Source organism: Comamonas flocculans, from assembly GCF_007954405.1.
Taxonomy (GTDB): Bacteria; Pseudomonadota; Gammaproteobacteria; order Burkholderiales; family Burkholderiaceae_C; genus Comamonas_C; species Comamonas_C flocculans.
In genome coordinates, this window is the sequence record NZ_CP042344.1 from 12,393 (window position 1) to 38,635 (window position 26,243).

The window sequence follows — 26,243 nt, forward strand, 5'->3', positions numbered from 1 at the left end:
TGGCGCAGTGTCGCACAAATCCCATATTTTTCAAATAGCACAATTCAATTTCATATTATGATATTTATTGTGGAAAACCCTGAAATAGGCCGGCATCGGCGGGGTCGCTGTCCTTAAACTCCACAGATGGTTTCATCCGGGTCCCGAGCCTCTGCGTTGCCGCTGTCGGTGCAGTCGCCGTCGCGCCACTGGCGCCGGTGGTGGCGGGGCCTGGCGCCGCACCGCCAGGACCGGTTCGCGGCGCTGGCGCCGCTGGTGGCGGTGCTGTTGTTCTTCCTGGCCATCGTCGCCTCGTTCTGGTATTTGCACACCGAGGAGATCGGACGCGAGCGCGAGGCGCTGCAGCGCGACGTGGAATACGCCCAGCAGCGCCTGCGCCTGCGCCTGTCCGAGCGCCAGGAGCAGGTCATGCGCATCGCGCGCGATCTCCCGGGCCAAGGCCTGAACGAGACCGACTTCGCCACGCTCGCCGACCTCCTGATCACCCAATACCCCGAGGTGCAGGCGCTCAGCTGGATCGACGAGACCGGGCGGGTGCGCGCCAGCCAGTCGGCGCCCACGCTCACCAGCGGCCAGATACGCCTGGCTGGTGAAATCCTGCGTCCCGGGCCGACGCTCGAGGGCTTTCACCAGGTGCAGCAGCTCGAGCAGGCCAGCTACCAGCAGGCCGCGCCGCGCGCCGAAGGTCCGGCGCCGCTGCTGCAGCTGCTGGTGCCCCTGGGCGGCGACGAGCGCTTTGCCGGCGTGCTGCTGGCCGAATATTCCACCGACAGCCTGCTGCGCTACGGCACGCCCAACGAGGTGCTGTCGCGCTACGCCGTCACGCTGCTCAACGTGCGCCACCAGCTGCTGGCCGGCACGGCGCTGCAGCCGCGCGCGCGCCCGTTGCTGCCCTGGGCGCGCGCGAGCAACGCCTACGACGCACCCATCGTGCTGCCGGGCCTCACGCTGGTGCTGCGCGCGCAGGCCTACCGCACCTCGCTCGGGGTGGTAGGCAGCGGGCTGTTCTGGCTCGTGGGCGCGCTCTCCATCATGACCGCCTGGCTGCTGCTGGGCACCTGGCGCCATACGCGCAAGCGCATGCAGGCGCAGGAAGCGCTGGTGGCGGAAACCAACTTTCGCCGCGCGATGGAAAACTCCATCCTCACCGGCATGCGCGCGCTCGACCTGGAGGGGCGCATCACCTACGTGAACGCCGCCTTCTGCCAGATGACCGGCTGGTCGGCCGAAGAGCTCGTGGGCCAGACCCCGCCCTACAGCTACTGGCCCGAGGCCGAGCGCAACTCCCAGCAGAGCAAGCTGCACGAAGAGCTCTCGGGCCGCGCACTGCCCGGCGGCCTGCAGGTGCGCGTGCAGCGCAAAAGCGGCACGGTGTTTGACGCGCGCCTGTACGTCTCGCCGCTGATCGACGGGCATGGACGGCACACCGGCTGGATGACCTCGATGACCGACATCACCGAGCCCAACCGCGTGCGCGAACAGCTCGTCGCCTCGCACGAGCGCTTCACCATCGTCATGGAGTCGCTCGACGCTTCCGTCTCGGTCGCGCCGCTGGGCAGCAAGGAGCTGCTGTTTGCCAACCGGCTGTACCGCCAGTGGTTCGGCTCGCAGACCGATGGCCACCTGCAGCTGGTGATGCAGGCCGGCGTGGTGCACGCGCCCGAGGAGGACGACGAGGACGGCCTGATGGGTCTGCCCAGCCACGCCATGACGCAGGCCAACTCCGACAACGTGGAGATCTACCAGAGCGAGCTGGGCCGCTGGCTGGAGGTGCGATCGCGCTACCTGCACTGGGTGGACGGGCGCCTGGCGCAGATGGTGATTGCCACCGACATCACCGCCCGGCGCAACGCCCAGGAGCTGGCCGCGCACCAGGCCGAGCGCACCCAGTCGGTCAGCCGCCTGATCACCATGGGAGAGATGGCCTCCAGCGTGGCGCACGAACTCAACCAGCCGCTGACGGCCATCAGCAACTACTGCAGCGGCATGATCTCGCGCGTGCAGAGTGGGCAGATCAGCGAGGACGCCCTGCTGGGCGCGCTGGGCAAGACGGCGCACCAGGCGCAGCGCGCGGGGCAGATCATCCAGCGCATCCGCGCCTTCGTGAAGAAGAGCGAACCCAACCGTCAGCTGGCCAAGGTGACCGAGATGGTGGCCGAGGCGGTGGAGCTGGCCACCATAGAGCTGCGCCGCCACAACGTGCGCCTGACGCACTACGTGGCCGCGCGCCTGCCGCCGGTGATGGCCGACCGCATCCTGATCGAGCAGGTGCTGATCAACCTGATGAAGAACGGCGCCGAGGCGATTGCCCACGCCGGCTGCGCGCCCGCGCGGCGCAGCGTGGAGCTGCGCGTGGTGCCGCGCCAGGTAGACGGCGTGGACGTGATCCAGTTCAGCGTGGAAGACAGCGGCCCGGGCCTGCCCCGGGAGGTGCTGGAGCACCTCTTCGAAGCCTTCTATTCCACCAAGAGCGAAGGCATGGGCATGGGCCTGAACCTGTGCCGCAGCATCGTCGAATCGCACCAGGGCAGGCTGCAGGCACAGAACCTCTACAATGGAAAAGAGGTCACGGGGTGTCTGTTCACTTTCTGGTTGCCGCTGGCCGGCGCTGAGAATGCCACTAGCAATTTCGAAGCAATAACGACGTGAAAGGCATGTGCATGAATCTGATGTCTCCGAAAAAAGGCACCGTCTATGTCGTCGATGACGACGAGGCGGTGCGCGATTCGCTGCAGTGGCTGCTGGAGGGCAAGGGCTACCGGGTGCGCTGCTTCGAGTCGGCCGAGACCTTTCTTTCGCGCTACGACCCGCGCGAGGTGGCCTGCCTGATCATCGACGTGCGCATGGCCGGCATGACCGGGCTGGAGCTGCAGGACCGCCTGATCGAGCGCAAGTCGCCGCTGCCCATCGTCTTCATCACCGGCCACGGCGACGTGCCCATGGCGGTGGACACCATGAAGAAGGGTGCGCTCGACTTCATCCAGAAGCCGTTCAACGAGAAGGAGCTGTCCGAGCTCGTCGAGCGCATGCTAGTGCACGCGCGCGAGAGCTTTGCCGACCACCAGCTCGCGGCCAGCCACGAGGCGCTGATGGCCAAGCTCACCGGGCGCGAATCGCAGGTGCTCGAACGCATCGTCGCGGGTCGGCTGAACAAGCAGATCGCCGACGACCTGGGCATCAGCATCAAGACCGTGGAGGCGCACCGCGCCAATATCATGGAAAAGCTCGGCGCCAACACCGTAGCCGACCTGCTCAAGATTGCCCTGGGCTCCACGCCCGCCAAGATTTGAATTTTTGATAGCTGTCAGCGCCCGCATGCAGGGCGTTTGCGGCATATTTCACCACTGATCCATGACTGCCACCCTCATCGACGGCAATGCCCTGGCGCGCCAGATCCGCGCCCAGGTGGGCCACCGCACCGCCGCGCTCAAGGCGCGCGGCGTGCAGCCGCGGCTGCACATCATCCTGGTGGGCGAGGACCCGGCCAGCCAGGTCTATACGCGCCACAAGGTCAACGACAGCACCGAAACCGGCCTTGCCGCCACGCTGGAGCGCTACCCGGCCGACATGGCCGAGGCGGACCTGCTCGCGCGCATTGCGCAGCTGAACGCCGACCCCGCGGTGCACGGCATCCTGGTGCAGCTGCCCCTGCCCGGGCACATGGACGCGCACCAGGTCATCCGCGCCATCGACCCGGCCAAGGACGTGGACGGCTTTCACCTGCAAAGCGCCGGCGCGCTGATGACCGGGCTGGCGGGCTTCTGGCCCTGCACGCCGCATGGCTGCATGAAGATGCTCGAATCGATCGGCTACGAACTGCGGGGCAGGCATGCCGTGGTCATCGGGCGCTCCAACATCGTGGGCAAGCCCATGGCGCTGATGCTGCTGCAAAAGGACGCCACGGTCACCATCTGCCATTCGCGCACGCAGGGCCTGAAGGCGCTGACGCTGCAGGCCGACGTCATCGTCGCCGCCGTGGGCAAGCGCAATGTGCTCACGGCCGACATGGTCAAGCCCGGCGCGGTGGTCATCGACGTGGGCATGAACCGCGACGACGCGGGCAAGCTCTGCGGCGACGTGGACTACGAAGGCGTGAAGGAAGTGGCCGGCTGGATCACGCCGGTGCCCGGCGGCGTGGGCCCGATGACGCGCGCCATGCTGCTGGTCAACACCATAGAGGCGGCCGAGCGCGCCAGCGGCGCTTGAACTTCGCGCCCGCGGCGCCATTCTGAGCACCATGAACAATCCCCTGCTCGACTTTTCCGGTGCCATCGCCTTCGATCGCATCACCCCCGAGGACGTGCAGCCGGCCATCGCCGAGCTGCTGCAGCGCTGCGAGGCGGCGCTGGCCGAAGTCACCGCCGACGCCTTCCCCGCCGACTGGAGCGCCATCTCGCGCGTGCTGGACGTGGCGACCGAACGGCTCACCCGCGCCTTCGGCACCGTGAGCCACCTCAACAGCGTGATGGACACGCCCGCGCTGCGCGCCGCCTATAACGCCGCGCTGCCGCTGGTCACCGCCTTCCTCACGCGCCTGGGGGCGGACGAGCGCCTGTACGCCAAGTACAAGGCCATGGACCCGGCGGCCCTCAACGCCGAGCAGCGCCAGGCGCTCGCCAACGCGCTGCGCGGCTTTCGCCTCTCGGGCGCCGAACTCACTGGCGCCGCGCGCGAGCGCTTCGCCCAGCTGCAGGAGCGCCTGGCCCAGGTGCAGCAGAAGTACAGCGAGAACGTGCTCGACGCGACCGACGCCTTCAGCTACCTGGCCCGCCGCGAAGAGCTTGCCGGCCTGCCCGAAGACCTCGTCCAGGCCTGCCGCGCCGACGCTCAGGCATGCGGGCTCGACGGCTACCGCCTGACGCTGCAGATGCCCTGCTACCTGCCGGTGATGCAGTTCGCGCAGGACCGCGCGCTGCGCCAGCGGCTGTACACCGCCTACGCCACGCGCGCCTCGGACCAGGCCGGGAGCGCGGGCGCGCAGTTCGACAACGCGCCGCTGATGCGCGAGATCCTGGCGCTGCGCGAGGAAGAAGCGGCGCTGCTGGGCTACGCCAACTTCGGCGAGGTCTCGCTCGTGCCCAAGATGGCCGATTCGCCCGCGCAGGTGCTGCACTTTTTGCGCGACCTGGCCGCGCGCGCGCGGCCCTACGCCGAAAAAGACCTGGCCGACCTGCGCGCCTTTGCCGCCGCCGAGCTGGGCTTGGCCGACCCCCAGGCCTGGGACTGGCCCTACGTGTCGGAAAAGCTCAAGGAGGCGCGCTACGCCTACAACGAGCAGGAGGTCAAGCAGTACTTCCCAGCGCCCAAGGTGCTGGCCGGACTGTTTCGCATCGTCGAGACGCTGTTCGAGGTGCGCATCGCGCCCGACCAGGCCCCCGTCTGGCACCCCGCGGTGCAGTTCTACCGCATCGAGCGCGAGGGCCGGCTGCTCGGCCAGTTCTACCTGGACCAGCCCGCGCGCGCGGGCAAGCGCGGCGGCGCCTGGATGGACGACGCGCGCAGCCGCTGGCTGCGCCCGGACAGCGGCACGCTGCAGACGCCCGTGGCCTATCTGGTGTGCAACTTCGCCGACGGCGTCGATGGCAAGCCGGCGCTGCTCACGCACGACGACGCGATCACGCTGTTCCATGAATTCGGCCACGGGCTGCAGCACATGCTCACCCAGGTCGATGAATACGACGTCTCGGGCATCAGCGGCGTCGAGTGGGACGCGGTCGAGCTGCCCAGCCAGTTCATGGAGAACTTCTGCTGGGAATGGGAGGTGCTCCGGCACATGACGGCCCATGTGGACACGGGCGAGCCCCTGCCGCGCGCGCTGTTCGACAAGATGCTGGCGGCCAAGAATTTCCAGGCCGGCATGCAAACCCTGCGCCAGATCGAATTCGCCCTCTTCGACATGCTCGCGCACACCCGCAGCGAGGCGCGCGAAGACATCCAGGCGCTGCTGCGCGAGGTGCGCTCCGAAGTGGCCGTGCTGCAGCCGCCCGCCTTCAACCGCTTTGCCAACAGCTTCAGCCACGTGTTCAGCGGCGGCTATGCGGCCGGCTACTACAGCTACAAATGGGCCGAGGTGCTCTCGGCCGACGCCTACGCCGCCTTCGAGGAAACCCGCGGCCCCGACGGCATGCCCAGCGCCCAGACCGGGCGGCGCTACCGCCAGGCCATCCTGGAGAGCGGCGGCAGCCGTCCGGCGATCGAATCCTTCAAGGCCTTCCGCGGGCGTGAACCACAGCTCGACGCCTTACTGCGCCACCAGGGCATGGCATGAAAAAGTGAGCTGCCAGCGATTGTGCAGCAACAGTTTCAAAGTGTTTTATATCTGAAAACCTTGTACATCAAGCGCTAGCAGCTACCATTTTGATGGGAAACTAGGAGAGCATCCGATGAAACCCGCGCACACCATCGCCCTGGCCGCTACCGTGGCCGCCCTGCTTGCCGGCGCGGCGCAGGCGCAGACGGTGTATCGCATCGTCGGGCCCGACGGGCGCGTGACCTTCAGCGACCGCCCGCCCGAGGCCGCCGCAAAGGGCAGCAGCGTCGGCCACGCGGGCAGCGCAGCCGCCGCTGGCCGCTCCGCCGGCAATCAGCTGGGCGCCCTGCCCTACGCGCTGCGCCAGGCCGCCACGCGCTACCCGGTGGTGCTCTACAGCGGTGACAACTGCGGCCCCTGCGTGAACGGGCGCAACCTGCTGATCAACCGCGGCATTCCGTTCACCGAGCGCACGGTGACGACACAGGAAGACCTGCAGGCCTACCAGCGCCTGGCGGGCGAGGCCACGCTGCCGCTGCTCACCATAGGCAGCCAGCAGCTCAAGGGCTTTTCCGATGGCGAATGGAGCCAGTACCTGGACGCCGCCGGCTACCCCGGGGCGACGCAGCTGCCGCCCGGCTACCAGCGCCCCGCGCCCAGCCCTCTGGTGGAGCCCCGCGCGCCGGTGCCGAGCGAGGCGCAGCCAGCCGAAGCCGCTCCCGCCGCCACCCCCCGCGCCGCGCCCCCGGCGCCGCCGGCGCCCGCTCCAGGCACGCCCAGCCCATCGAACCCGGCCGGCATCATTTTTTAGCCGTCTGCTTGCGCGCCTTGCGCGGCTTGCTGCCCGGCAGTTCCTCGGGGTCGGCCTCGTCGGCCACCGCGGCGCCAAAACCGCGCGCCAGCTTCACCTGGGCCCAATCGGCCAGCAGCGGGCCCAGCCAGTGCGCCTCCTCCTCGCTGCCCATGCCGGTCAAGGCCAAAGTGGCGCTTTCGCCGTCCGGCCTTTGGTATTCGAGCAAGGTCGCCCATCTGCCGGGGTCGCCCGTGGCGGCATCCTCGCGCGGCGGCGTGTAAGCCAGTTCCACGCCGCGCACCAGGCTGCGCGCGATCTCGCTCTCGCGGCGAAAGAACAGCGAGCGCTCCGCCACGCGCAGCATGCTGGCGTCAAAGGTGTAACTGTGCTGGCGCCAGAACAGCACGTCCAGCACATAAACGCCGGCGAGCACCGCGCCGCCCGGCGCCACGATGAAGAGCACCCAGCCCGCCACGGTCAGGTCCGCGCCCCAGCCAAGCGCGCCTGCACCCCACACCCCTGCGCCGATCAGCCCCGCGCCCAGGACCAGCAACGGCAGAAAGGCGCGCCCACCGCGCACCGCGTAGATCAGCCGCTCGCTGCCGGATGCGGTGGTTTCGCTGCGCCAGAATTCGGGCAGCATGCTCAGGCAGCAAAGCTCAGGGTCTGCACGCCGCTGGCGCTGCCCAGCAGGCAGACGCTGGCGCGCTGGTGGGCAAACACCCCCACGGTGACCACGCCCGGCCATTGGCTGACCTCGTTTTCAAAGGCCAGCGGCGCGCCGATCTGCAGGCCGTGCACGTCCAGGATGTGCTGGCCGTTGTCGGTCACCAGCGGCACGCCGTCCTTGAGCCGCAGCCGCGCCTGCCCGCCCAGCGCCGCAAAGCGCCGGCCGAGCTGCGCCGCCGCCATCGGGATGACCTCCACCGGCAGCGGAAAGCGCCCGAGCACCTGCACGCGCTTGCTGGCGTCGGCGATGCAGACGAAGCGCTCGGCCAGCGCCGCGACGATCTTCTCGCGCGTGAGCGCCGCGCCGCCGCCCTTGATCATGCAGCCCTGGCCGTCGATCTCGTCGGCGCCGTCCACATAGACCGAAAGCCGCTGCACCGCGGCCGCCTCCAGCACCGGTATGCCCAGCGCGCGCAGGCGCTGCGTGCTGGCCTCGGAGCTGGACACCGCGCCGGGAATCTGCGCCTTGATCTGCGCCAGCGCATCGATGAAGCAATTGACCGTGGAGCCCGTGCCCACACCCAGAATCTCGCCCGGCACCACGTACTGCAGCGCGGCGCGGCCGACGAGTTGCTTGAGTTCATCCTGGCTGAGCGCAGCGGCTTGGTTCATGGCGGAAAATCCAGCGAGTTTTTTCCGGATTATCCGCATGCCGCTGCCCTACCTGCTCGCCCGCCCCCTACTCTTTCGCATGGATGCCGAAACCGCGCACGAGCGCACGCTGGCGCTGCTGGCCAGGACCGCTGGCACGCCGCTGGCGCGCACCTGGGCCTGCCCGCGCGTGAGCGATCCGATCACGCTGGCCGGGCTGCAATTTCCCAACCGCGTGGGCTTGGCCGCGGGGCTGGACAAGAACGCGCGCTGCATCGACGCCTTCGCCGAGATGGGCTTCGGCTTTGTCGAAGTGGGCACCGTCACGCCGCTGGCGCAACCGGGCAACCCCAGGCCGCGCATGTTCCGCCTGCCCGAGGGCCAGGCGCTCATCAACCGCATGGGTTTCAACAACGACGGGCTGCAGGCCTTCGTCGCCAACGTGCAGCGCTCGCGCGTGCGCCAGCGCGGCGACGCCATGCTGCTGGGCCTGAACATCGGCAAGAACGCCGCCACGCCGATCGAAGAGGCCACCAGCGACTACCTGCTGGGGCTCGAAGGCGTGTACGCGCATGCGGACTACATCACCATCAACATCAGCTCGCCCAACACCCAGAACCTGCGCAGCCTGCAAAGCGACGCAGCGCTCGATGCGCTGCTGTCCGCGCTGGCGCGCCGGCGCGACGAACTGGCCGCGCAGCACGGCAAGCGCCGGCCCATCTTCGTGAAGATCGCGCCCGACCTGGAGCACAGCCAGATCACGCTGATCGCCGACGCGCTGCAGCGCCACGGCATGGACGGAGTGATCGCCACCAACACCACCACCGCGCGCACCGGCGTGCATGGCCTGCCCCACGCCCAGGAGACGGGCGGACTGAGCGGCGCGCCACTGCGCCAGGGCTCCAACGCCGTCATCCATCAACTGCGCGCGCGCCTGGGCGCGGGTTTCCCCATCATCGGCGTGGGCGGCATCCTGCGCGCCAGGGACGCGCTGGAAAAAATCCGCGCCGGCGCCGACGCGGTGCAGATCTACACCGGGCTGATCTACCGCGGCCCTTCGCTGGTGCTGCAGACCGCGCGGGCGCTGCGCGCCGACCGCCGCAGCTAGAAGCGCCGGCTGCGCCGCCGCCGGGCGGCCCGCTCAGTGGATGATCTGCTGCAGAAACAGCCGGGTGCGCTCGTGCCGGGGGTTGTCGAAAAACTCCCCCGGCACGTTCTGCTCGATGATCTGGCCGTAGTCCATGAAGATCACCCGGTTGGCCACCCTGCGGGCAAAACCCATCTCGTGCGTCACGCACAGCATGGTCATGCCGCTCTCTTCGGCCAGTTCGATCATCACGTCCAGCACCTCCTTGACCATCTCCGGGTCCAGCGCCGAGGTGGGCTCGTCGAACAGCATGATCTTGGGGTTCATGCACAGCGACCGGGCAATCGCCACGCGCTGCTGCTGGCCGCCCGAGAGCTGTCCCGGGTACTTGCCCGCCTGGTCCGGAATGCGCACGCGCTCCAGGTACTTCATCGCCTCGGCCGCGGCTTGGGCCTTGGTCTTCTTCAGCACCCAGATCGGGCCCAGGGTGAGGTTTTCCAGCACCGTCATGTGCGGAAACAGGTTGAAGTGCTGGAACACCATGCCGACGTTGCGCCGTATCGTCTCGATCTGCTTGAGGTCGTTGCTCAGCTCCACGCCGTCCACGACGATCTGCCCCTCCTGGTGTTCTTCCAGCCGGTTGATGCAGCGGATCATCGTCGACTTGCCCGAGCCCGAAGGCCCGCAGATGACGATGCGCTCGCCCTTGGCCACTTCCAGATTCACGTCGCGCAGCACGTGAAACTGGCCGTACCACTTGTTGACGTTCCTGAGCTGTATGGTCGATTCGGACATGGAGGCAAACCGTGCGTGGGTCCAGCGCGCCCTTCAGCGCTGCTGCCCCTGGTTGAGCCGCCGCTCCAGCGCCAGGCTGTAGCGCGACATGGAAAAACAGAACACGAAGTAGATCACCGCGATGAAGATGTAGGAATCGATGCTGAAACCCTGCCAGGCCGAATCCAGCACCGCGGCCCGGGCCGCCTGCATCAGGTCGAAAATGCCGATGATCACCACGAGGGACGTGTCCTTGAACAGCGAAATGAAGGTGCTGACCAGCGTAGGGATGGAGATGCGCAGCGCCTGCGGCAGGACCACCAGACGCATCTGCTGCCAGTAGGACAGGCCCAGCGAATCCGCACCCTCCACCTGCCCCCGGGGTATGGCCTGCAGGCCGCCGCGCACCACCTCGGCAATGTAGGCCGCGGTGAACAGAATCAGCGCAATCTGCGCGCGCAGCAGCTTGTCGATGGAAAAGCCTTCGGGCAGGAACAGCGGCAGCATCACCGAAGACATGAACAGCAGGCTGATGAGCGGCACGCCGCGGATCAGCTCAATGTAGATGATGCACACCGCCCTGACCGCCGGCATGTTCGAGCGCCTGCCCAGCGCCAGCAGTACGCCAAAGGGGAACGCGATGCCTATGCCGAAGGTGGCCAGAATCAGCGTCAGCGGCAGGCCGCCCCAGCGCGCGTCCTCCACGTAGCTGAGCCCGAACACGCCGCCCCACATCAGCACGCCCACCGCCACCAGCGCCACCACCCAGGCCAGGCCCAGCGCGGGGCGCCAGAAGCGCCGCATCGCACTGCAGACGATGATGCCGAGCAGAATCACCGACGCCAGCAGCGGGCGCCACTGCTCGTCGTAGGGGTAGAGGCCAAACAGGATCAACCGGTGCTTCTCGCGCACCAGCGCCCAGCAATAGCCGCCCGCTTCACGGCAACCGGCCGCGGTGGTGGCGGCAAAGTCCGGCTTGATGAAAAAATAGTCCACCAGCGCCGGCAGCGCCATCAACAGCACCCAGACCACCAGCACGGTGAGCAAGGCATTGAGCGGCGAGGAAAACAGCTGGCTGCGCAGCCAGCCCAGCGCGCCCGCGCTGCGGCCTGGCGGCGCACGGCCGACGCTGGAGAGTTGCGCTTGCGTCATCGCTCAGCGCTCCACCAGCGCCATGCGCTTGTTGTACCAGTTCATGAACAGCGAAATCGACAGGCTCACCACCAGATAGGCCGCCATGATGATGGCGATGCCCTCGATCGCCTGCCCCGTCTGGTTCAGGATGGTGTTGGTCACCGCCACGATGTCCGGATAGCCTATGGCCACCGCCAGCGAGCTGTTCTTGACCAGGTTCAGGTACTGGCTGGTCATCGGCGGTATCACGACGCGCATGGTCTGCGGCAGGATGACGAAGCGCAGCACCCGCGCCCGCGACAGCCCGATGGACGCGGCCGCCTCCCACTGCCCCTTGTTTACCGCCTGGATGCCCGAGCGCACCACTTCGGCGATGTAGGCCGCCGTATAGGTCACGAGGCCCGCGAGCAAGGCAAACATCTCGGGCGTTACGGTAAAGCCGCCCTGGAAATTGAAGCCCTTGAGCACCGGGCGGTCCACGACGAAGCCCGCCCCGCTGATCCACCAGCCCAGCGCCGGCAGCGCCAGCAGCAGCGCCACGCAGGCCGGCAGCAGCGCGAAGCTGCGCCCGCTCGCCTCCTGACGGCGGCGCGACCAATGGCTGAGCAGCAGGCAGGCGGCTATCGCCAGGGCCAGACCACCGAGCATCCACTCGATCGCATTGCCCTGCAGCCAGGGCAGGCGCAGCCCGCGGTTGGAGATGAAGACGCTGGGCAGCGGCGAGAAGGCCTTGCGCGCGCTGGGCATCACCTCGGTCACCAGCGCATACCAGAAATACAGCTGCAGCAGCAGCGGGATGTTGCGCATCACCTCGATGTAGATGCCGCACAGGCCCGACACCAGCGAATTCCTGGCCAGGCGCCCTATGCCGAGCAAGGTGCCCAGCACGGTGGCGGCAACGATGCCCACGACGGACACCATCAAGGTATTGAGCAGGCCGACGAGCACCGCGCGGCCGTAGCTGTCGGTCGGGGAATACTCGATCGCGCTCTCGCCGATCGAAAAACCCGCCCGCTGCTGCAGGAAGTCGAAACCCGTGGTGATATTGCGCGCCGCCAGGTTGCGCAGCGTGTTGTGCGCCAGATACCAGATCAGCAAGCCGACCAGCAGCAGCAGCCCGACCTGGTAGATGATGGCGCGGGTCGTCGGGTCGTTCCACGACCAGCGCCTTGCACGCCGCGCCCCTGTGGCCCGCGGCGACGGTGCTAAATCTTGTCCAGCCATACCGGCAACCGGAGCGCCACCGTTGCGCGGCACCCCGGTCTTCAGCTCAGAGGCCTGCGATCAGCGGATGGGCCAGGCGTACATCACGCCGCCCTTGGTCCACTGGGCATTGAGGCCGCGGTCAAGCTTGAGCGGGGAATCCTTGCCGACGTTGCGATCGAAGGATTCGCCGTAATTGCCCACCTGCTTGACGATGTTGTAGGCCCAGCGGTTGTCCACACCCAGGCCCTTGCCCATCTCGCCGTTCACCCCCAGGATGCGCTGCACATTGGGGTTGTCGCTCTTGAGCATCTGCTCGACGTTCTTGGAGGTGATGCCGTACTCCTCGGCTTCCAGCATGGCGTTGAGCGTCCAGCGCACCACCATGAACCATTCGTCGTCCCCCTGGCGCACCATCGGGCCGAGCGGCTCCTTGGAGAAGTCTTCCGGCAGGATGACGAAGTCGTCGGGCGCGGACGAGGACGCGCGCAGCGCCGCCAGTTGCGACTTGTCGCTGGTGGTGGCGTCGCAGCGGCCGGCCTCGAAGGTGCGAAAGCCCCCTTCGGACGTCTCGATCACCACCGGCTTGTAGGTGATCTTGTGCGAGCGGAACCAGTCGGCCAGGTTCAGCTCGGTGGTCGTGCCCTGCAGCACGCAGACCGACGCGCCATCGAGCTCGCTTGCACTCTTCACGCCCAGGCTCTTCTTGACGATCACGCCCTGGCTGTCGTAGTAGTTGGTGCCAGTGCTCATCAGCCCGAGGGTGGTGTCGCGCGCGATGGTGGCCGTGGAGTTGCGCGTCAGCACGTCCACCTCGCCCGACTGCAGCGCGGTGAAGCGCTGCTGCGTGGTCAGCGGCGTCACCTTGAACTTGGACGCGTCACCGAAGACCGTGGCCGCAATCGCGCGGCACATGTCGATGTCCAGGCCCTTCCAGACCCCCTTGCTGTCGGCCAGCGAAAACCCCGGCAGGCCCGGGTTGATGCCGCACTGCACGAACCCCTTCTTCTTGACCGCGTTGTAGGTGTCCCCCGCCTGGGCGGCCGTGCTGGCGAATGCCAGGGCCACGCCCGCGGCCAGCAGAGTCAGTGCCTTGTTCATTGTGTCTCCTTGAAATCGTTGCTGTGGGACAGGATCGCTGGGTGGACCCCTGAACGGGCATTGTGGGTGGCCTTGCTTGCCACTGTCAAGGCAAAGTCCGGCCATGAAAACCCTAGCTTTTGCAGCGGCCACGCGGTTTTGTCGCTGCAAGCTTTGCACGGTTGGGCAGGCCGCTGCCGCGCCGTCCTCGCAAGGCCATTGGCCACCGCCCGGGCCCTGCAGCCACAAAAAACGCCTTGGCACTTTTAATGCCAAGGCGCTGCGTAGTCCGTGGTGGGTGATAGTGGGATCGAACCACTGACCCCTGCCGTGTGAAGGCAGTGCTCTACCGCTGAGCTAATCACCCGTATCGCATTTTGCGAAGAGCGAGATTATGGCACAGCTTGCGTCACGTTCCGAGCAGGTTTCCACACCCCCCGGCCTGCGCTTGTCTTGTCGATCTCCAGCAGCACGGCCTCGTGAGCGGCGAGCTCGCGGACGTCGGCCAGCAGGACCGGCAGATCGAAGCCGCTCAGATCCAGTGTCGCGGCAGCGCTCGCCTGCGGGCTGTCCACGGCACCCGGGGCGACCAGCAGCGATTCCTGGCCGCGCGTCATCTGGATGTAGACGCTCGCCAGCAGCTCCGCATCCAGCAATGCGCCGTGCAGGGTCCGGCCAGAGCGGTCCACTTCCAGGCGGTCGCACAGCGCATCGAGCGTGTTGCGCTTGCCCGGGTAGAGGTCACGCGCCAGCATCAGGGTGTCGAGCACGCCTGCCAGGGTCGCAGCCAGCGGAGGGCGCTTCAGGCGAGCGAATTCCATCTCCAGAAAGCCCATGTCGAAGGCGGCGTTGTGGATGATGAGCTCCGCGCCCTTGAGATAGTCAAAAATCTGCTCGGCGCATTCGGCGAACTTCGGCTTGTCGCGCAGGAACTCACTGCTCAGGCCATGTACGCGCAGCGCGCCCTCCTCGCTCTCGCGCTCGGGGTTGAAGTACAGGTGCAGGTTGTTGCCCGTCAGGCGCCGCCCCACCAGCTCCACGCAGCCAAGCTCGACGACGCGGTCGCCCTGTTCGGCCGACAGGCCGGTGGTTTCCGTATCCAGCACGATTTGCCGCAACGCGGTACCCGTCATGGTTTGCTGTCCTCCTTCTGTGCCGGGCCGCCAGCCAATGCGGCCACCGCGGCCCGAACCGCCTCCTGGGCCAGGATGGCGCTGTGCAGTTGCGACGGCTGCAGCCCCAGGGCCTGCGCCACGTCGGCGTGGCCCAGTGCCAGGGCTTGCTCCAGGCTCTTGCCACCCAGCCAGTGGGCGACAAAGGAAGCGGCGGCAATGGCCGGCGCCGCGCCGTAGGCCTTGAAGCGCGCCTCCTCGATGCGCGCCCCGTCCGGATGCACGCGAATCTGCAGCCGTATCACCTCGCCCGCCCGAGGCGAACCTACCATGGCCGTGCCGACCCCCGGTTCGGCGTCGTCGAACGACCCGCAGTTGCGCGGGTTCTGGAAATGGTCCGTGACCTGCTGCGAATACGCCATTGCGGCGAGTTTAGCGGCGGCTCAGGGCGCCGGCGCCCATTGCAGTGCCTCGATATCCACGCCCTGCTGGTGCATCTCCCACAAGGGGCTGATTTCCCGCAGGCGCGACACCGCTTCGCGTATCGCCTGCACGGCCTGATCGATCTCGCGCTCGGTGGTAAAGCGTCCGGTGGTGATGCGCAGGCTGCTGTGGGCAAGCTCGTCGCTGCGCCCCAGCGCACGCAGCACATGGCTGGGTTCGGCGCTGGCCGAGGTGCAGGCCGAACCCGAGGACAGCGCCACGCCGCGGATGGCGCTCATCAAGGCCTCGCCTTCGACACAAGGCACGCTCAGGTTCAGGTTCTGCGGCACGCGCCGCTGCAGGCTGCCATTGACCAGTATCTCACCCAGCGGCAACAGCCCCGCCAGCAGCCGCTGCTGGAATGCCTGCGCGTGCTCGTTGTCCTCATGCATCTCGCGCCCCGCGATGCGAAAGGCCTCGCCCATGCCGACAATCTGGTGCGTGGGCAGCGTGCCCGAGCGCAGCCCGCGCTCATGCCCGCCACCGTGGATCTGTGCATTCAGCCGCACCCTGGGCTTGCGCCGCACATAGAGCGCGCCCACGCCCTTGGGACCATAGGTTTTGTGCGCCGTCATGCTCATCAAGTCCACCGGCAGGCTGGCGAGGTCGATGTCCACCCGCCCCGTGGCCTGGGCCGCGTCCACGTGCAGCAGCACGCCCCGCTCGCGGCACAAGGCGCCGATCGCGGCAATGTCCTGCACCACGCCGATTTCATTGTTCACGAAGAGCACGCTGACCAGCACGGTGTCCTCGCGCAGCGCATCGGCAAGACGCTGCAGGTCGAGCAAGCCGTCGGGCTGCACGTCCAGGCAGGTGACTTCGCAGCCGCGCTGCTGCAGCTCGTGCATGGTGTCGAGCACCGCCTTGTGCTCGGTCTTGAGCGTGATGAAATGCCTGCCCTTGTGCTGGTAGCTCTCGGCCACGCCCTTGAGCGCCAGGTTGATCGACTCGGTCGCGCCACTGGTCCAGACGATCTCGCGTGCATCGGCGCCGATCAGCTCGGCCACCTGTTCGCGCGCGCGCTGCACCGCTTCCTGCGCCTCCCAGCCCCAGGCGTGGGAACTGGACGCCGGATTGCCAAAGTGCGTGCGCAGCCAGGGAAGCATGGCGTCGACCACCCGTGTGTCGCACGGGGTGGTCGCGCCGTAATCGAGATAGATGGGGAGAGAATCAGCCATGGATGCGGCTGATTCTCGAACTTGCTCCGCTATTTGGCAAACGCCGCGCTGCCCAGTGCAAACACCGAATTGGGCGCGTTGACGCGGATGGGCTTGACCACCGGCACGGTGGAAATCGCCCGCCGCGTGGCGGGGCGGTCTTCGATGCGGATGCCGCGCGCCAGTTGCTCGTCGACGAGCTTTTGCAGCGTGACCGAGTCGAGGAACTCGACCACGCGCTGATTCAGCGCGGTCCACAGGTCGTGCGTCATGCATTTGCCGCCGCCCATGCAGTTCTCGCTGCCACCGCACTGCGTCGCGTCGATAGGTTCGTCCACCGAGACGATGATGTCGGCCACGGTAATGGAGCCCGCCTTGCGCGCCAGCGTATAGCCGCCGCCAGGGCCGCGTGTGGATTCGACCAGTTCGTGGCGGCGCAGCTTGCCAAAGAGCTGTTCCAGATAGGACAGCGAGATCTGCTGACGCTGGCTGATCGCTGCCAGCGTCACCGGACCACTGTTCTGGCGCAAGGCCAGATCGATCATGGCGGTGACGGCAAAACGGCCCTTGGTAGTGAGGCGCATGAACGGCTCCTGTAAAAAAGCACCAGACAAACAGCCAACAGCAATCCGGGAGGGAAGGCGGCAGAGCGACTGCCTGAATGCCCGCATTACCCGACTGATTTGTACGACTATATCATTAATCTCTAGTGTTTTTATCGGGTAATTTGCACAGGACTTGATTTTTATCAAGAGCCAAACAAGGCGCCTCGCAGTAGCGCCAGCTCGTCGCGCGCCTGCGCCGCCTGCTCGAACTCCAGATTGCGCGCGTGCTCATACATGGCCTGCTCCAGACGCTTGATCTCGCGCGCCAGGTCTTTCTGGCTCATGTCTTCCACGCGCGCGCGCTGCATCTGCGCTTGCGCCGCCTTTTGCGCATCGCGCCCGGCCTTTTCGCTGTAGACGCCATCGATCAGGTCGCGCACCTGCTTGACGATGGCGCGCGGCTCGATGCCGCGGGCCTGGTTGTAGGCAGTCTGCCTGGCGCGCCGGCGCTCGGTCTCGTCCATCGCCTTCTTCATCGAATCGGTGATGCGGTCGGCATACAGAATTGCCTTGCCGTGCAGGTTGCGCGCCGCGCGCCCTATGGTCTGGATCAGGCTGCGCTCGGCGCGCAGAAAGCCCTCCTTGTCGGCGTCCAGGATCGCCACCAGCGAGACCTCTGGAATATCCAGGCCCTCGCGCAGCAGGTTGATGCCGACGAGCACGTCAAACGCCCCCAGGCGCAGGTCGCGGATGATCTCCACGCGCTCCACGGTATCGACGTCCGAGTGCAGATAGCGCACCGCCACACCGTTTTCCGCCAGGTATTCGGTGAGCTGCTCGGCCATGCGCTTCGTCAAAGTGGTGATCAGCACCCGCTCGTGCGCCTGCACGCGCAGGCGGATTTCCTGCAGCACGTCGTCCACCTGGGTGGTTGCGGGACGCACCTCGATCTCGGGATCGACCAGGCCCGTGGGGCGCACCACCTGGTCGACGATCTGGCCCGAGTGCTCTTTCTCGTAATCCGCCGGCGTGGCCGAGACGAAGATCACCTGGCGCATGCGCCGCTCGAATTCCTCGAACTTGAGCGGCCGGTTGTCCAGCGCCGACGGCAGGCGAAAGCCGTATTCCACCAGCGTGGTCTTGCGCGAGCGGTCGCCGTTGTACATGGCGTTCAGTTGCCCGATCATCTGGTGGCTCTCGTCGAGGAACATCACCGTGTCGCGCGGCAGGTAGTCGGTGAGCGTGGACGGCGGCTCACCCGGTGCCGCGCCAGAGAGGTGGCGGGTGTAGTTCTCGATGCCCTTGCAGTGCCCCACTTCGCTGAGCATCTCGATGTCGAAGCGCGTGCGCTGCTCCAGGCGCTGCGCCTCCACGAGCTTGCCCTGGTCGACAAAGAATTTCACGCGCTCCACAAGCTCCTGCTTGATGGTTTCCACCGCCGACAGCACCACGTCGCGCGGCGTCACGTAGTGGCTGCGCGGATACACGGTAAAGCGCGGGATGCGCTGCGCCACCTGGCCGGTGAGCGGATCGAAAAGCTGCAGGCTCTCGACCTCGTCGTCGAACAGTTCGATGCGGATCGCCAGCTCGGAGTGCTCGGCCGGAAAGACGTCGATGGTGTCGCCGCGCACGCGGAACTGCCCGCGCGCGAAGTCCATGTCGCTTCGCTGGTACTGCATGCGCACCAGTTGGGCAATCACGTCGCGCTGGCCCATGGGGTCGCCTTGGCGCACGGTCATCACCATGCGGTGGTAGCTCTCGGGGTTGCCGATGCCGTAGATGGCCGAGACGGTGCCGACGATGACCACGTCGCGGCGCTCCAGCAGGCTTTTGGTGGCGGACAGGCGCATCTGCTCGATGTGCTCGTTGATTGCGCTGTCCTTTTCGATGAACAGGTCGCGCTGGGGCACGTAGGCCTCGGGCTGGTAGTAGTCGTAGTAGCTGACGAAATACTCCACCGCGTTCTTCGGGAAGAACTCGCGGAATTCGGAATACAGCTGCGCCGCCAGCGTCTTGTTCGGCGCAAACACCATCGCCGGGCGCCCCAGGCGCGCGATCACGTTGGCCATGGTGAAGGTCTTGCCCGAGCCGGTCACGCCCAGCAGCGTCTGGAAGGCCTCGCCGTCGCGCACGCCCTCCACCAGCTTGTCTATCGCCTCGGGCTGGTCGCCGGCGGGCGGATAGGGCTGGAAGAGCTGGAAGGGCGAATCGGGAAACTGCACGAATTCGCCCTGGGCGACGGGTGCAGGGGCGACAAGGTCTTGCATGCGGTGGGTCAACGGCGGCGCGCGGGCGCTCGTTAAAATTTGCTGTTCCGCCATCCTAGCTGGTGACGGTGTCCACCCTGTTCAACTCCCAGGACGCATCATGTCTTTGTTTTCCGCCGTGCAAATGGCACCGCGCGACCCGATCTTCGGCCTCAACGACCAGTTCACCCAGGACGCCAACCCGAACAAGGTCAACCTGGGCGTCGGGGTCTACCTTACCGATGAAGGCAAGCTGCCCCTGCTCGAATGCGTGCGCCTGGCGGAACAGGCCATGCTGGAATCGCCCCAGGCGCGCAATTACCTGCCGATGGACGGGATTGCCGCCTACGACGCGGCGGTGAAAGCCCTGGTGTTCGGTGCGCAGTCCGATGTGGTGACCTCGGGGCGCGTGGCCACCGTGCAAAGCCTGGGCGGCACGGGCGGACTGAAGATAGGTGCGGACTTCCTGCACCAGCTCAACCCCGGCGCCAAGGCACTGGTCTCCAACCCCACCTGGGCCAACCACAACGCCATTTTCAAGAACGCGGGCTTCGAGGTGGGCAGCTACACCTATTACGACGCTGCCGGCCGCAAGGTGGACTTCGACGGCATGCTGGCCGACCTGCGCGCCGCCGCGCCCGGCACCGTGGTGGTGCTGCACGCCTGCTGCCACAACCCGACGGGCTACGACCTGACGGCCGCGCAGTGGGACCGGGTGGTGGACCTGGTGCGTGAAAAGCAGCTCGTCGCCTTCCTGGACATGGCCTACCAGGGCTTTGGCCAGGGCATCAAGGAAGACGCCACCGCCATCGAAAAATTCACCGCCTCGGGCCTGAGCTTCTTCGTCTCGACCTCGTTTTCCAAGAGCTTCAGCCTGTACGGCGAGCGCGTGGGCGCGGTCTCGGTCGTCACGCAGGACAAGAGCGAGACCGAGCGCGTGCTCTCGCAACTGAAGATCACCGTGCGCACCAACTATTCCAACCCGCCCACGCATGGCGCGAGCATCGTCGCCAGCGTGCTGCAAAACACCGAGCTGCGCGCACTGTGGGAAAAAGAGCTGGGCGAGATGCGCATCCGCATCCAGAGCATGCGCCACGCGCTGGTCGCGGGCCTGACGGCCGCGGGTGTGACGCAGGACATGTCCTTCATCACCACGCAGGCGGGGATGTTCAGCTATTCGGGCCTCTCCAAGGATCAGATGGTGCGCCTGAGAAGCGAATTCGGCGTCTATGGCACCGACAGCGGGCGCATGTGCGTGGCCGCGCTGAACACGCACAACGTCGGCTACGTGGCCAAGGCGATTGCGGCGGTGCTGTAACCTCAGCCGCTGCCGAACCGAAAACCGCCTTCGGGCGGTTTTTTCATCGCCGCACACCCTCGCCCGCCTGTCGTTCATGGAAAAAGCCGATTCCCCGCCGCATACGCCCGTCATGGCGCAGTACCTCGCGCTCAAGGCCGAGCACCCCCAGACGCTGCTGCTCTACCGCATGGGCGATTTCTACGAGTTGTTCTACGCCGACGCGGAAAAGGCCGCGCGGCTGCTGGACATCACGCTGACGCAGCGCGGGCAGTCGGCCGGCCAGCCGGTGGTGATGGCGGGCGTGCCGTTTCATGCGCTGGAAAACTACCTCTCGCGCCTCATCAAGCTGGGCGAATCGGTGGCGATCGCCGAGCAGGTGGGCGACGTGGCCGCGGCCAAGGGGCCGGTGGAGCGCAAGGTGGTGCGCGTGGTCACGCCCGGCACCATCACCGACAGCGAACTGCTCAGCGACAAGGCCGAGGCGCTGCTGCTGGCACTGCACCAGGGCAAGCGCGCGCGCTGCGGCCTGGCCTGGCTGTCGGTGACGCAGGGGCGGGTCTTCCTGGCCGAATGCGCGCTCGATGAACTCGCGGCCTGGCTCACGCGCATCGCGCCCAGCGAATTGATCTACAGCGCCGGCGTCACCCAGCGCTTTGAGCAGCAATTGCAGCAGCTGCAACACCAGGGCGCACTGGCCTGCCCGCTCAGCCCGCGCCCGGACTGGCAGTTTGACGGCCCCCTGGGCGAACGCAGCCTGTGCCAGCACCTGGGTGCCGCCAGCCTTGCCGCCTGGCAGGCGGAAAGCCTGCACGAGGCCCATGCCGCCGCCAGCGCCCTGCTGCACTATGCCGAGCACACCCAGGGGCGCGCGCTCACCCATTTGCACAGCGTGCAGGTGCAGCGCGACGACGCGCTGATCACGCTGCCCGCCAGCACGGTGCGCAATCTGGAGCTGGTGCAGACCCTGCACGGCGAAAGCAGCCCTACCCTGCTTTCACTGCTGGACAGCTGCATGACCGGCATGGGCAGCCGCCTGCTGCGCACCTGGCTGCTGGAGCCCGAGCGCGAGCGCAGCGCCGCACGCCAGCGCCTTGCCGCCACCCAGGCGCTGCGCGGCGGTGCCTGGCAGGTGCTGCGCGAACAGCTCAAGGGCGTGAGCGATGTAGAGCGCATCACGGCCCGCATCGCCTTGCGGCAGGTGCGTCCGCGTGAATTGCTGGCCTTGGCGCAAACACTACAAAAAACAGAGCCCTTGGCGCTTGCTGGACAAGCGCCAGAGCCCTATTTGACTGATATTTTTGCACAGCTGCAACCGCCTGCCACGGCACTTGCCTTGCTGCAATCGGCCATAGCGTCCGAGCCCGCCGCCCTGGTGCGCGACGGTGGCGTGATCGCCAGCGGCTTTGACGCCGAGCTGGACGAGCTGCGCGCCATCCAGAGCAATTGCGACGGTTTTCTGCTCGACCTGGAAGCGCGTGAGAAAGAGCGCAGCGGCATCCCCAACCTGCGCGTGCAGTTCAACAAGGTGCATGGCTTCTACATCGAAGTCACCACCAGCCATCTGGACAAGGTGCCGGGCGACTACCGCCGCCGCCAGACGCTGAAGAACGCCGAGCGCTTCATCACCCCCGAACTCAAAGCCTTCGAGGACAAGGCCTTGTCCGCCCAGGAGCGCGCACTGCAGCGCGAAAAATGGCTGTACGAACAAGTGCTTGACCGACTGCAGCCCGAGGTGCCGCGGCTCACCCGCGTCGCCCAGGCGCTGGCGCAACTCGACGTGCTCTGCTGCCTGGCCGAACGCTCGCTGACGCTGAACTGGTGCGCGCCCAGCTTTGCCAACGAACCCTGCATCGACATCGAGGCCGGCCGCCACCCGGTGGTGGAGGCGCGCCTGGCCGAGGCCTCCAGCGGGGCCTTCATCCCCAACCACACGCGCATGCATGCAAGGCAGCGCATGCAGATCATCACCGGGCCCAACATGGGCGGCAAATCCACCTATATGCGCCAGGTGGCCATCATCGTGCTGCTGGCCAGCATGGGCAGCCATGTGCCGGCCAGCAGCTGCCGCCTCGGGCCGATAGACGCCATCCACACCCGCATCGGCGCGGCCGACGACCTGGCCAATGCGCAGTCCACCTTCATGCTGGAGATGGTGGAAGCCGCGCAAATCCTGCATGCGGCCACGCCCGAGAGCCTGGTGTTGATGGACGAGATCGGCCGCGGCACCAGCACGTTTGACGGGCTGGCGCTGGCATCGAGCATCGCCAGCCACCTGCACGACAAGAGCCGTGCCTTCACGCTGTTTGCCACGCACTACTTCGAACTGACCGAACTGCCCGCCAGCGCGCGCCATGCCATCAACCTGCATGTGAGCGCGGTGGAAAACGGCCAGGACATCGCCTTTCTGCACGAGATCCAGCCCGGCCCGGCCAGCCGCAGCTACGGCATCCAGGTGGCCAGGCTGGCCGGCATGCCCGCCAGCGTGCTGCACCATGCGCGCCACGCACTGGACGCGCTGGAGGCGCGCGCGCAGGAGGCGCAAAGGCAGGTCGATCTGTTCGCCGCCCCACCCGCCCCGGCGCAAGCCACCCCGAGCGCCGCCGAGGCGGCGCTGGCGCAGATCAATCCCGACCAGCTCAGCCCGCGCGAGGCGCTGGATGCGCTGTACCAGCTCAAGGGCTTGCTCCGGCCTTAGCGCCGGTCGGCCAGCGCGTGGGCGATGGTGCCCAGGTCGACATATTCGAGTTCGCTGCCCACGGGCACGCCGCGCGCCAGCCGCGTCACGCGCACGCCCGCGCGCCGCAAGGCCTGCGAGAGCGCATGCGCCGTCGCCTCGCCTTCGGCGGTGAAGCTGGTGGCCAGAATCACCTCCTGCACCACGCCGTCGGCGGCGCGTTGCAGCAGCTGCTGCATGCCGATGTCGGCCGGCCCCACGCCATCGAGTGGCGACAACCTGCCCATGAGCACGAAGTACAGGCCGCTGAAGGCGCCGGTGCGCTCCATCGCGGCCTGATCGGCCGGGGTTTCCACCACGCACAGGCGGGTGGCGTCGCGCTCGCCGTCGCGGCAGATGGCACACAGCGCCTGCTCGGAAAAGGTATGGCAACGCTCGCAGTGGCCCAGGTGCTCGCAGGCCTGCTGCAGCGCCTGCGCCAGCACCTGCGCGCCCGGCCGGTCGTGCTGCAGCAGGTGGTAGGCCATGCGCTGGGCAGATTTCACGCCCACCCCGGGCAGGCGGCGCAGCGCCTGGACCAGCGCCTGCAGGCTGCCAGCATCGGACACGGACGCAGCCCCCGCCTCAGAACGGGAACTTCATGCCGCCGGGCAGGCCCGGCATGCCGGCGGTGATCTTGCCCATCTTCTCCTGCGAGGTCTCCTCGGCCTTGCGCACGGCCGCATTGAAGGCCGCGGCCACGAGGTCTTCAAGCATGTCCTTGTCCTCGGCCAGCAGGCTGGGGTCGATGGTGACGCGCTTGACGTCGTGCTTGCAGGTCATCAGCACCTTCACGAGGCCCGCACCCGATTCGCCCTCCACCTCGATGCGCTCGAGCTCGTCCTGCGCCTTCTTGAGGTTGTCCTGCATGGTCTGGGCCTGCTTCATGAGGCCGGCAAGCTGTCCTTTGTTGAACATCAATGTTTCCTTGTGGTCCTGAAAATGTTTACGGGGCGCTCTTCTCGCCGGGGCAGGCGGCATGCGCATTGCGGCGCCCCGGCCGATGCACGGCGCGATACATGGCGCTGTCCGCCTGCGATGGTGAGGCCAGCGGCCGGAAAAGCAAGACCGCCAGCGCATCGCACTGGCGCGTTTCGCCACCTTCGATGCCAGACTTCACTCATGCCAGCCTGATGCTGCCAGGGACGATTCTCGCCCCGAACTCGCGCACCAGCCGCTGCACCTGCGGATCGCCGTGCACGATGGCCTCGGCGCGCTGCTGGCGCGCCACCTCGGCCGCCGCCTTGCGCCGCGCCGGGCTGTCGCTCACGGTGCCGACTTCGACGCTGATCTGGCTCGCCTGTCCCGCCTCCTGCAGCGCCTGACGCAAGCGCTCGCGCGTCGTCGCCTGGTTCAGCGAGGCGTTTTCCACCCGCAGATGCCAATGGCCGCCATCGCGCGCCACGAGCTGCGACTGCAGCGCCAGCTCGCGCACCAGCGCGCCTATCTTCTGCTGCGCCACGAGTTGCTGCACCAGCGCATGCCAGGCATCGCCCTCGGGCGTGGGAGCGAGCCCCGCAGCCCCCGCGGCAGGCTCGTCGCCCTGCGGCAAATCGCGCACCGGGACGCTCATGGTTTGGGTAGCGGCTTGCGCAGGCTGCACAAGGGTTTGTGCCGGTTTTTCCATCAAATCCTCGGGTGCGCGCACCGGCAGGCGCAGATCGCCCGGTGCCGGGGCGTGCGATGCTTCTGGCGCCCTCGCGGCGTCGCGCACGGGCGGCGCGGGCCGGGTGGGTGCCGGCGCAGAGGATGGCGCCGGCGAAGGAGAGGATGTGTGCTCCGGCGCCGGCGCCGGTGCCGCATGCGCGGCCGGCTCGGACGCCCTGGTCCGTGGGGGCTGGAGTGAAGGCGACGGCGCCTCGGGTGTGCAAGCTTCGACAACCTCAGCCGGCTTCAGCTTTTTTTTTTCCGCGCCGGCGGCCGCCGGCTTGAAGGCCAGCAGCCTGAGCAGCACCATGGTCAGCGCCGCGTATTCATCGGGCGCGAGGCCAAGCTCCTCGATGCCGTGCAGGCAGATGCTGTAGAGCAACTGCACCTCGTCGGCCGGCATGGCCTGCGCCAGGCGCAGCATCTCCGTCGCATCCGGCTCGCTCTGGCCTGCCAGCAGCGCCGCGTCGGGCGCCACCTGGGCGGTCGCCACGCCCTGGAGCACCGCCACCATGTCCTGCAGGGTGGCGGCGGCAGACAAGCCCTGCACACGCAGGGCTTCGGTGGTCTGCACCACGCGCTGGCCATCGCCCTGCACAAGCGCGTCGACCAACGCAAACACGTGGGCCCGGTCGGCGCTGCCCAGCATCTGGCGCACCGCCTCTTCCTGCAAGGCGCCGCCACCAAAGGCGATGGCCTGGTCCGTGAGGCTGAGCGCATCGCGCATGGAGCCGCGCGCTGCATGCGCGATCAAGCGCAAGGCCTGAGCCTCGGCGGCAATCGATTCGACGGCAAGCACCTGGGCAAGGTGCTGCCCGATCACTTCGGGCGCCATCGGGCGCAGGTTGAACTGCAGGCAGCGCGAGAGCACCGTCACCGGTACCTTCTGCGGGTCGGTCGTGGCCAGCACGAACTTGAGGTATTCGGGCGGCTCCTCCAGCGTCTTGAGCATCGCGTTGAACGCGGTGTTCGTCAGCATGTGCACTTCGTCGATCATGAAGACCTTGAAGCGCCCCTGCACCGGCTTGTACACCGCCTGCTCCAGCAGGCCCTGCACTTCGTCCACGCCGCGGTTGGAGGCGGCATCGAGTTCCACGTAATCGGCAAAGCGCCCCGCGTCGATGGCCGTGCAGGCCGGGCAGACGTCGCAGGGCGTGGCGGTGATGCCGCCCTGCCCGTCCGCCCCCACGCAATTGAGCGACTTGGCCAGGATGCGCGAGACCGTCGTCTTGCCTATGCCGCGCGTGCCCGTGAACAAGTAGGCGTGGTGCAGGCGCTGCTGGGTCAGCGCATTGGCCAGCGCCTTGACCACGTGCTCCTGCCCCACCATCTGCGAAAAATTGCGGGGGCGGTATTTGCGGGCGAGCACGAGATAGGACATGGTGGTGGATTCTATGTG

22 protein-coding genes and 1 tRNA gene are annotated in these 26,243 nt (G+C 67.2%); 8 read left to right on the forward strand and 15 right to left on the reverse strand.

Features of this window, described 5'->3' with window-relative positions:
* Positions 1-126: 126 nt before the first annotated feature.
* From FOZ74_RS00060 to FOZ74_RS00080, 5 genes are all read left to right on the forward strand, one after another.
* Entirely contained in the window at positions 127-2,649 is a 2,523-nt protein-coding gene (locus tag FOZ74_RS00060) for a PAS domain S-box protein (RefSeq protein ID WP_146911088.1), read from the forward strand.
* 20 nt (positions 2,650-2,669) lie between these two features.
* Entirely contained in the window at positions 2,670-3,290 is a 621-nt protein-coding gene (locus FOZ74_RS00065; RefSeq protein ID WP_432417466.1) for a response regulator transcription factor, read from the forward strand.
* 61 nt (positions 3,291-3,351) lie between these two features.
* Positions 3,352-4,206: a bifunctional methylenetetrahydrofolate dehydrogenase/methenyltetrahydrofolate cyclohydrolase gene (locus FOZ74_RS00070; protein ID WP_146911090.1), complete on the forward strand. Its 855-nt coding sequence runs from the start codon at positions 3,352-3,354 to the stop codon at positions 4,204-4,206.
* A 31-nt stretch (positions 4,207-4,237) separates the two neighbouring features.
* Positions 4,238-6,268 carry a M3 family metallopeptidase gene (locus FOZ74_RS00075; RefSeq protein ID WP_146911091.1) on the forward strand — a complete coding sequence of 677 codons (2,031 nt, stop codon included), beginning with the start codon at positions 4,238-4,240 and terminating at the stop codon, positions 6,266-6,268.
* Positions 6,269-6,383: 115 nt separating this feature from the next.
* Positions 6,384-7,061: a DUF4124 domain-containing protein gene (locus FOZ74_RS00080; RefSeq protein WP_146911092.1), complete on the forward strand. Its 678-nt coding sequence runs from the start codon at positions 6,384-6,386 to the stop codon at positions 7,059-7,061.
* On the opposite strand, the gene FOZ74_RS00085 is transcribed toward FOZ74_RS00080, so the two are convergent.
* The gene (locus tag FOZ74_RS00085) at positions 7,051-7,686 is read right to left on the reverse strand and encodes a YdbT family protein (protein ID WP_146911093.1); all 636 of its coding nucleotides are present in this window, start codon (positions 7,684-7,686) and stop codon (positions 7,051-7,053) included. The two genes, FOZ74_RS00080 and FOZ74_RS00085, sit on opposite strands and share 11 nt — an antisense overlap.
* Before the next feature lie 2 nt (positions 7,687-7,688).
* Positions 7,689-8,384 carry a ribose-5-phosphate isomerase RpiA gene (gene rpiA / locus FOZ74_RS00090; protein ID WP_146911094.1) on the reverse strand — a complete coding sequence of 232 codons (696 nt, stop codon included), beginning with the start codon at positions 8,382-8,384 and terminating at the stop codon, positions 7,689-7,691.
* Between the two features lie 37 nt (positions 8,385-8,421).
* Here rpiA and FOZ74_RS00095 point away from each other — a divergent pair, with 37 nt between their 5' ends.
* The gene (locus FOZ74_RS00095) at positions 8,422-9,471 is read left to right on the forward strand and encodes a quinone-dependent dihydroorotate dehydrogenase (protein WP_146911095.1); all 1,050 of its coding nucleotides are present in this window, start codon (positions 8,422-8,424) and stop codon (positions 9,469-9,471) included.
* A gap of 33 nt (positions 9,472-9,504) precedes the next feature.
* Here the strand turns inward: FOZ74_RS00095 and FOZ74_RS00100 are convergent, their stop codons facing one another.
* From FOZ74_RS00100 to uvrB, 10 genes are all read right to left on the reverse strand, one after another.
* Positions 9,505-10,245 (reverse strand): amino acid ABC transporter ATP-binding protein, encoded by a 741-nt coding sequence (locus FOZ74_RS00100; RefSeq protein ID WP_146911096.1) that lies wholly within the window; start codon positions 10,243-10,245, stop codon positions 9,505-9,507.
* Positions 10,246-10,278: 33 nt separating this feature from the next.
* Positions 10,279-11,376 (reverse strand): amino acid ABC transporter permease, encoded by a 1,098-nt coding sequence (locus FOZ74_RS00105; protein WP_146911097.1) that lies wholly within the window; start codon positions 11,374-11,376, stop codon positions 10,279-10,281.
* Between the two features lie 3 nt (positions 11,377-11,379).
* Complete coding sequence (locus FOZ74_RS00110) at positions 11,380-12,582, reverse strand: amino acid ABC transporter permease (RefSeq protein ID WP_146911098.1); 1,203 nt, start codon at positions 12,580-12,582, stop codon at positions 11,380-11,382.
* Between the two features lie 60 nt (positions 12,583-12,642).
* Positions 12,643-13,662 carry an amino acid ABC transporter substrate-binding protein gene (locus tag FOZ74_RS00115; RefSeq protein WP_146911099.1) on the reverse strand — a complete coding sequence of 340 codons (1,020 nt, stop codon included), beginning with the start codon at positions 13,660-13,662 and terminating at the stop codon, positions 12,643-12,645.
* A gap of 271 nt (positions 13,663-13,933) precedes the next feature.
* Positions 13,934-14,008, reverse strand: a tRNA-Val gene (locus tag FOZ74_RS00120).
* A gap of 25 nt (positions 14,009-14,033) precedes the next feature.
* Positions 14,034-14,774 carry a DNA polymerase III subunit epsilon gene (dnaQ, locus tag FOZ74_RS00125; protein WP_146911100.1) on the reverse strand — a complete coding sequence of 247 codons (741 nt, stop codon included), beginning with the start codon at positions 14,772-14,774 and terminating at the stop codon, positions 14,034-14,036.
* Positions 14,771-15,175: an iron-sulfur cluster assembly scaffold protein gene (locus FOZ74_RS00130; protein WP_146911101.1), complete on the reverse strand. Its 405-nt coding sequence runs from the start codon at positions 15,173-15,175 to the stop codon at positions 14,771-14,773. The genes dnaQ and FOZ74_RS00130 overlap by 4 nt, the downstream gene beginning before the upstream one ends.
* 21 nt (positions 15,176-15,196) lie before the next feature.
* Complete coding sequence (locus tag FOZ74_RS00135; RefSeq protein WP_146911102.1) at positions 15,197-16,414, reverse strand: IscS subfamily cysteine desulfurase; 1,218 nt, start codon at positions 16,412-16,414, stop codon at positions 15,197-15,199.
* 29 nt (positions 16,415-16,443) lie between these two features.
* Complete coding sequence (gene iscR, locus FOZ74_RS00140) at positions 16,444-16,977, reverse strand: Fe-S cluster assembly transcriptional regulator IscR (RefSeq protein ID WP_146911103.1); 534 nt, start codon at positions 16,975-16,977, stop codon at positions 16,444-16,446.
* A 164-nt stretch (positions 16,978-17,141) separates the two neighbouring features.
* Positions 17,142-19,205 carry an excinuclease ABC subunit UvrB gene (uvrB, locus tag FOZ74_RS00145; RefSeq protein WP_146911104.1) on the reverse strand — a complete coding sequence of 688 codons (2,064 nt, stop codon included), beginning with the start codon at positions 19,203-19,205 and terminating at the stop codon, positions 17,142-17,144.
* A gap of 100 nt (positions 19,206-19,305) precedes the next feature.
* Here uvrB and FOZ74_RS00150 point away from each other — a divergent pair, with 100 nt between their 5' ends.
* Both FOZ74_RS00150 and mutS read left to right on the forward strand, forming a co-directional pair.
* A complete protein-coding gene (locus tag FOZ74_RS00150; protein WP_146911105.1) occupies positions 19,306-20,502 on the forward strand; it encodes an amino acid aminotransferase in 1,197 nt (398 codons plus the stop codon).
* A gap of 76 nt (positions 20,503-20,578) precedes the next feature.
* Positions 20,579-23,179, forward strand: coding sequence for a DNA mismatch repair protein MutS (mutS, locus tag FOZ74_RS00155; protein ID WP_146911106.1), 2,601 nt, complete (start codon positions 20,579-20,581; stop codon positions 23,177-23,179).
* Here the strand turns inward: mutS and recR are convergent.
* The 3 genes from recR to dnaX all read right to left on the reverse strand — a co-directional run bounded on the left by recR (position 23,176) and on the right by dnaX (position 26,225).
* A complete protein-coding gene (recR, locus tag FOZ74_RS00160; RefSeq protein ID WP_146911107.1) occupies positions 23,176-23,766 on the reverse strand; it encodes a recombination mediator RecR in 591 nt (196 codons plus the stop codon). The two genes, mutS and recR, sit on opposite strands and share 4 nt — an antisense overlap.
* Positions 23,767-23,782: 16 nt before the next feature.
* Positions 23,783-24,115, reverse strand: a complete 333-nt coding sequence (locus FOZ74_RS00165; RefSeq protein ID WP_146911108.1) for a YbaB/EbfC family nucleoid-associated protein — start codon at positions 24,113-24,115, stop codon at positions 23,783-23,785.
* A 202-nt stretch (positions 24,116-24,317) separates the two neighbouring features.
* Positions 24,318-26,225: a DNA polymerase III subunit gamma/tau gene (gene dnaX / locus FOZ74_RS00170; protein ID WP_146911109.1), complete on the reverse strand. Its 1,908-nt coding sequence runs from the start codon at positions 26,223-26,225 to the stop codon at positions 24,318-24,320.
* Positions 26,226-26,243: the final 18 nt, after the last annotated feature.

Coding starts and splice junctions, on each gene's coding strand:
- uvrB (WP_146911104.1), bottom strand. CDS start 19,205: ATGCAAGACCTTGTCGCCCCTGCACCCGTCGCCCAGGGCGAATTCGTG.
- dnaQ (WP_146911100.1), bottom strand. CDS start 14,774: ATGACGGGTACCGCGTTGCGGCAAATCGTGCTGGATACGGAAACCACC.
- FOZ74_RS00110 (WP_146911098.1), bottom strand. CDS start 12,582: ATGGCTGGACAAGATTTAGCACCGTCGCCGCGGGCCACAGGGGCGCGG.
- FOZ74_RS00105 (WP_146911097.1), bottom strand. CDS start 11,376: ATGACGCAAGCGCAACTCTCCAGCGTCGGCCGTGCGCCGCCAGGCCGC.
- FOZ74_RS00095 (WP_146911095.1), top strand. CDS start 8,422: ATGCCGCTGCCCTACCTGCTCGCCCGCCCCCTACTCTTTCGCATGGAT.
- FOZ74_RS00165 (WP_146911108.1), bottom strand. CDS start 24,115: ATGTTCAACAAAGGACAGCTTGCCGGCCTCATGAAGCAGGCCCAGACC.
- FOZ74_RS00115 (WP_146911099.1), bottom strand. CDS start 13,662: ATGAACAAGGCACTGACTCTGCTGGCCGCGGGCGTGGCCCTGGCATTC.
- dnaX (WP_146911109.1), bottom strand. CDS start 26,225: ATGTCCTATCTCGTGCTCGCCCGCAAATACCGCCCCCGCAATTTTTCG.
- FOZ74_RS00065 (WP_432417466.1), top strand. CDS start 2,670: ATGTCTCCGAAAAAAGGCACCGTCTATGTCGTCGATGACGACGAGGCG.
- iscR (WP_146911103.1), bottom strand. CDS start 16,977: ATGCGCCTCACTACCAAGGGCCGTTTTGCCGTCACCGCCATGATCGAT.
- FOZ74_RS00100 (WP_146911096.1), bottom strand. CDS start 10,245: ATGTCCGAATCGACCATACAGCTCAGGAACGTCAACAAGTGGTACGGC.
- FOZ74_RS00060 (WP_146911088.1), top strand. CDS start 127: ATGGTTTCATCCGGGTCCCGAGCCTCTGCGTTGCCGCTGTCGGTGCAG.
- FOZ74_RS00075 (WP_146911091.1), top strand. CDS start 4,238: ATGAACAATCCCCTGCTCGACTTTTCCGGTGCCATCGCCTTCGATCGC.
- FOZ74_RS00080 (WP_146911092.1), top strand. CDS start 6,384: ATGAAACCCGCGCACACCATCGCCCTGGCCGCTACCGTGGCCGCCCTG.
- rpiA (WP_146911094.1), bottom strand. CDS start 8,384: ATGAACCAAGCCGCTGCGCTCAGCCAGGATGAACTCAAGCAACTCGTC.
- FOZ74_RS00135 (WP_146911102.1), bottom strand. CDS start 16,414: ATGGCTGATTCTCTCCCCATCTATCTCGATTACGGCGCGACCACCCCG.
- FOZ74_RS00150 (WP_146911105.1), top strand. CDS start 19,306: ATGTCTTTGTTTTCCGCCGTGCAAATGGCACCGCGCGACCCGATCTTC.
- FOZ74_RS00070 (WP_146911090.1), top strand. CDS start 3,352: ATGACTGCCACCCTCATCGACGGCAATGCCCTGGCGCGCCAGATCCGC.
- FOZ74_RS00085 (WP_146911093.1), bottom strand. CDS start 7,686: ATGCTGCCCGAATTCTGGCGCAGCGAAACCACCGCATCCGGCAGCGAG.
- FOZ74_RS00130 (WP_146911101.1), bottom strand. CDS start 15,175: ATGGCGTATTCGCAGCAGGTCACGGACCATTTCCAGAACCCGCGCAAC.
- mutS (WP_146911106.1), top strand. CDS start 20,579: ATGGAAAAAGCCGATTCCCCGCCGCATACGCCCGTCATGGCGCAGTAC.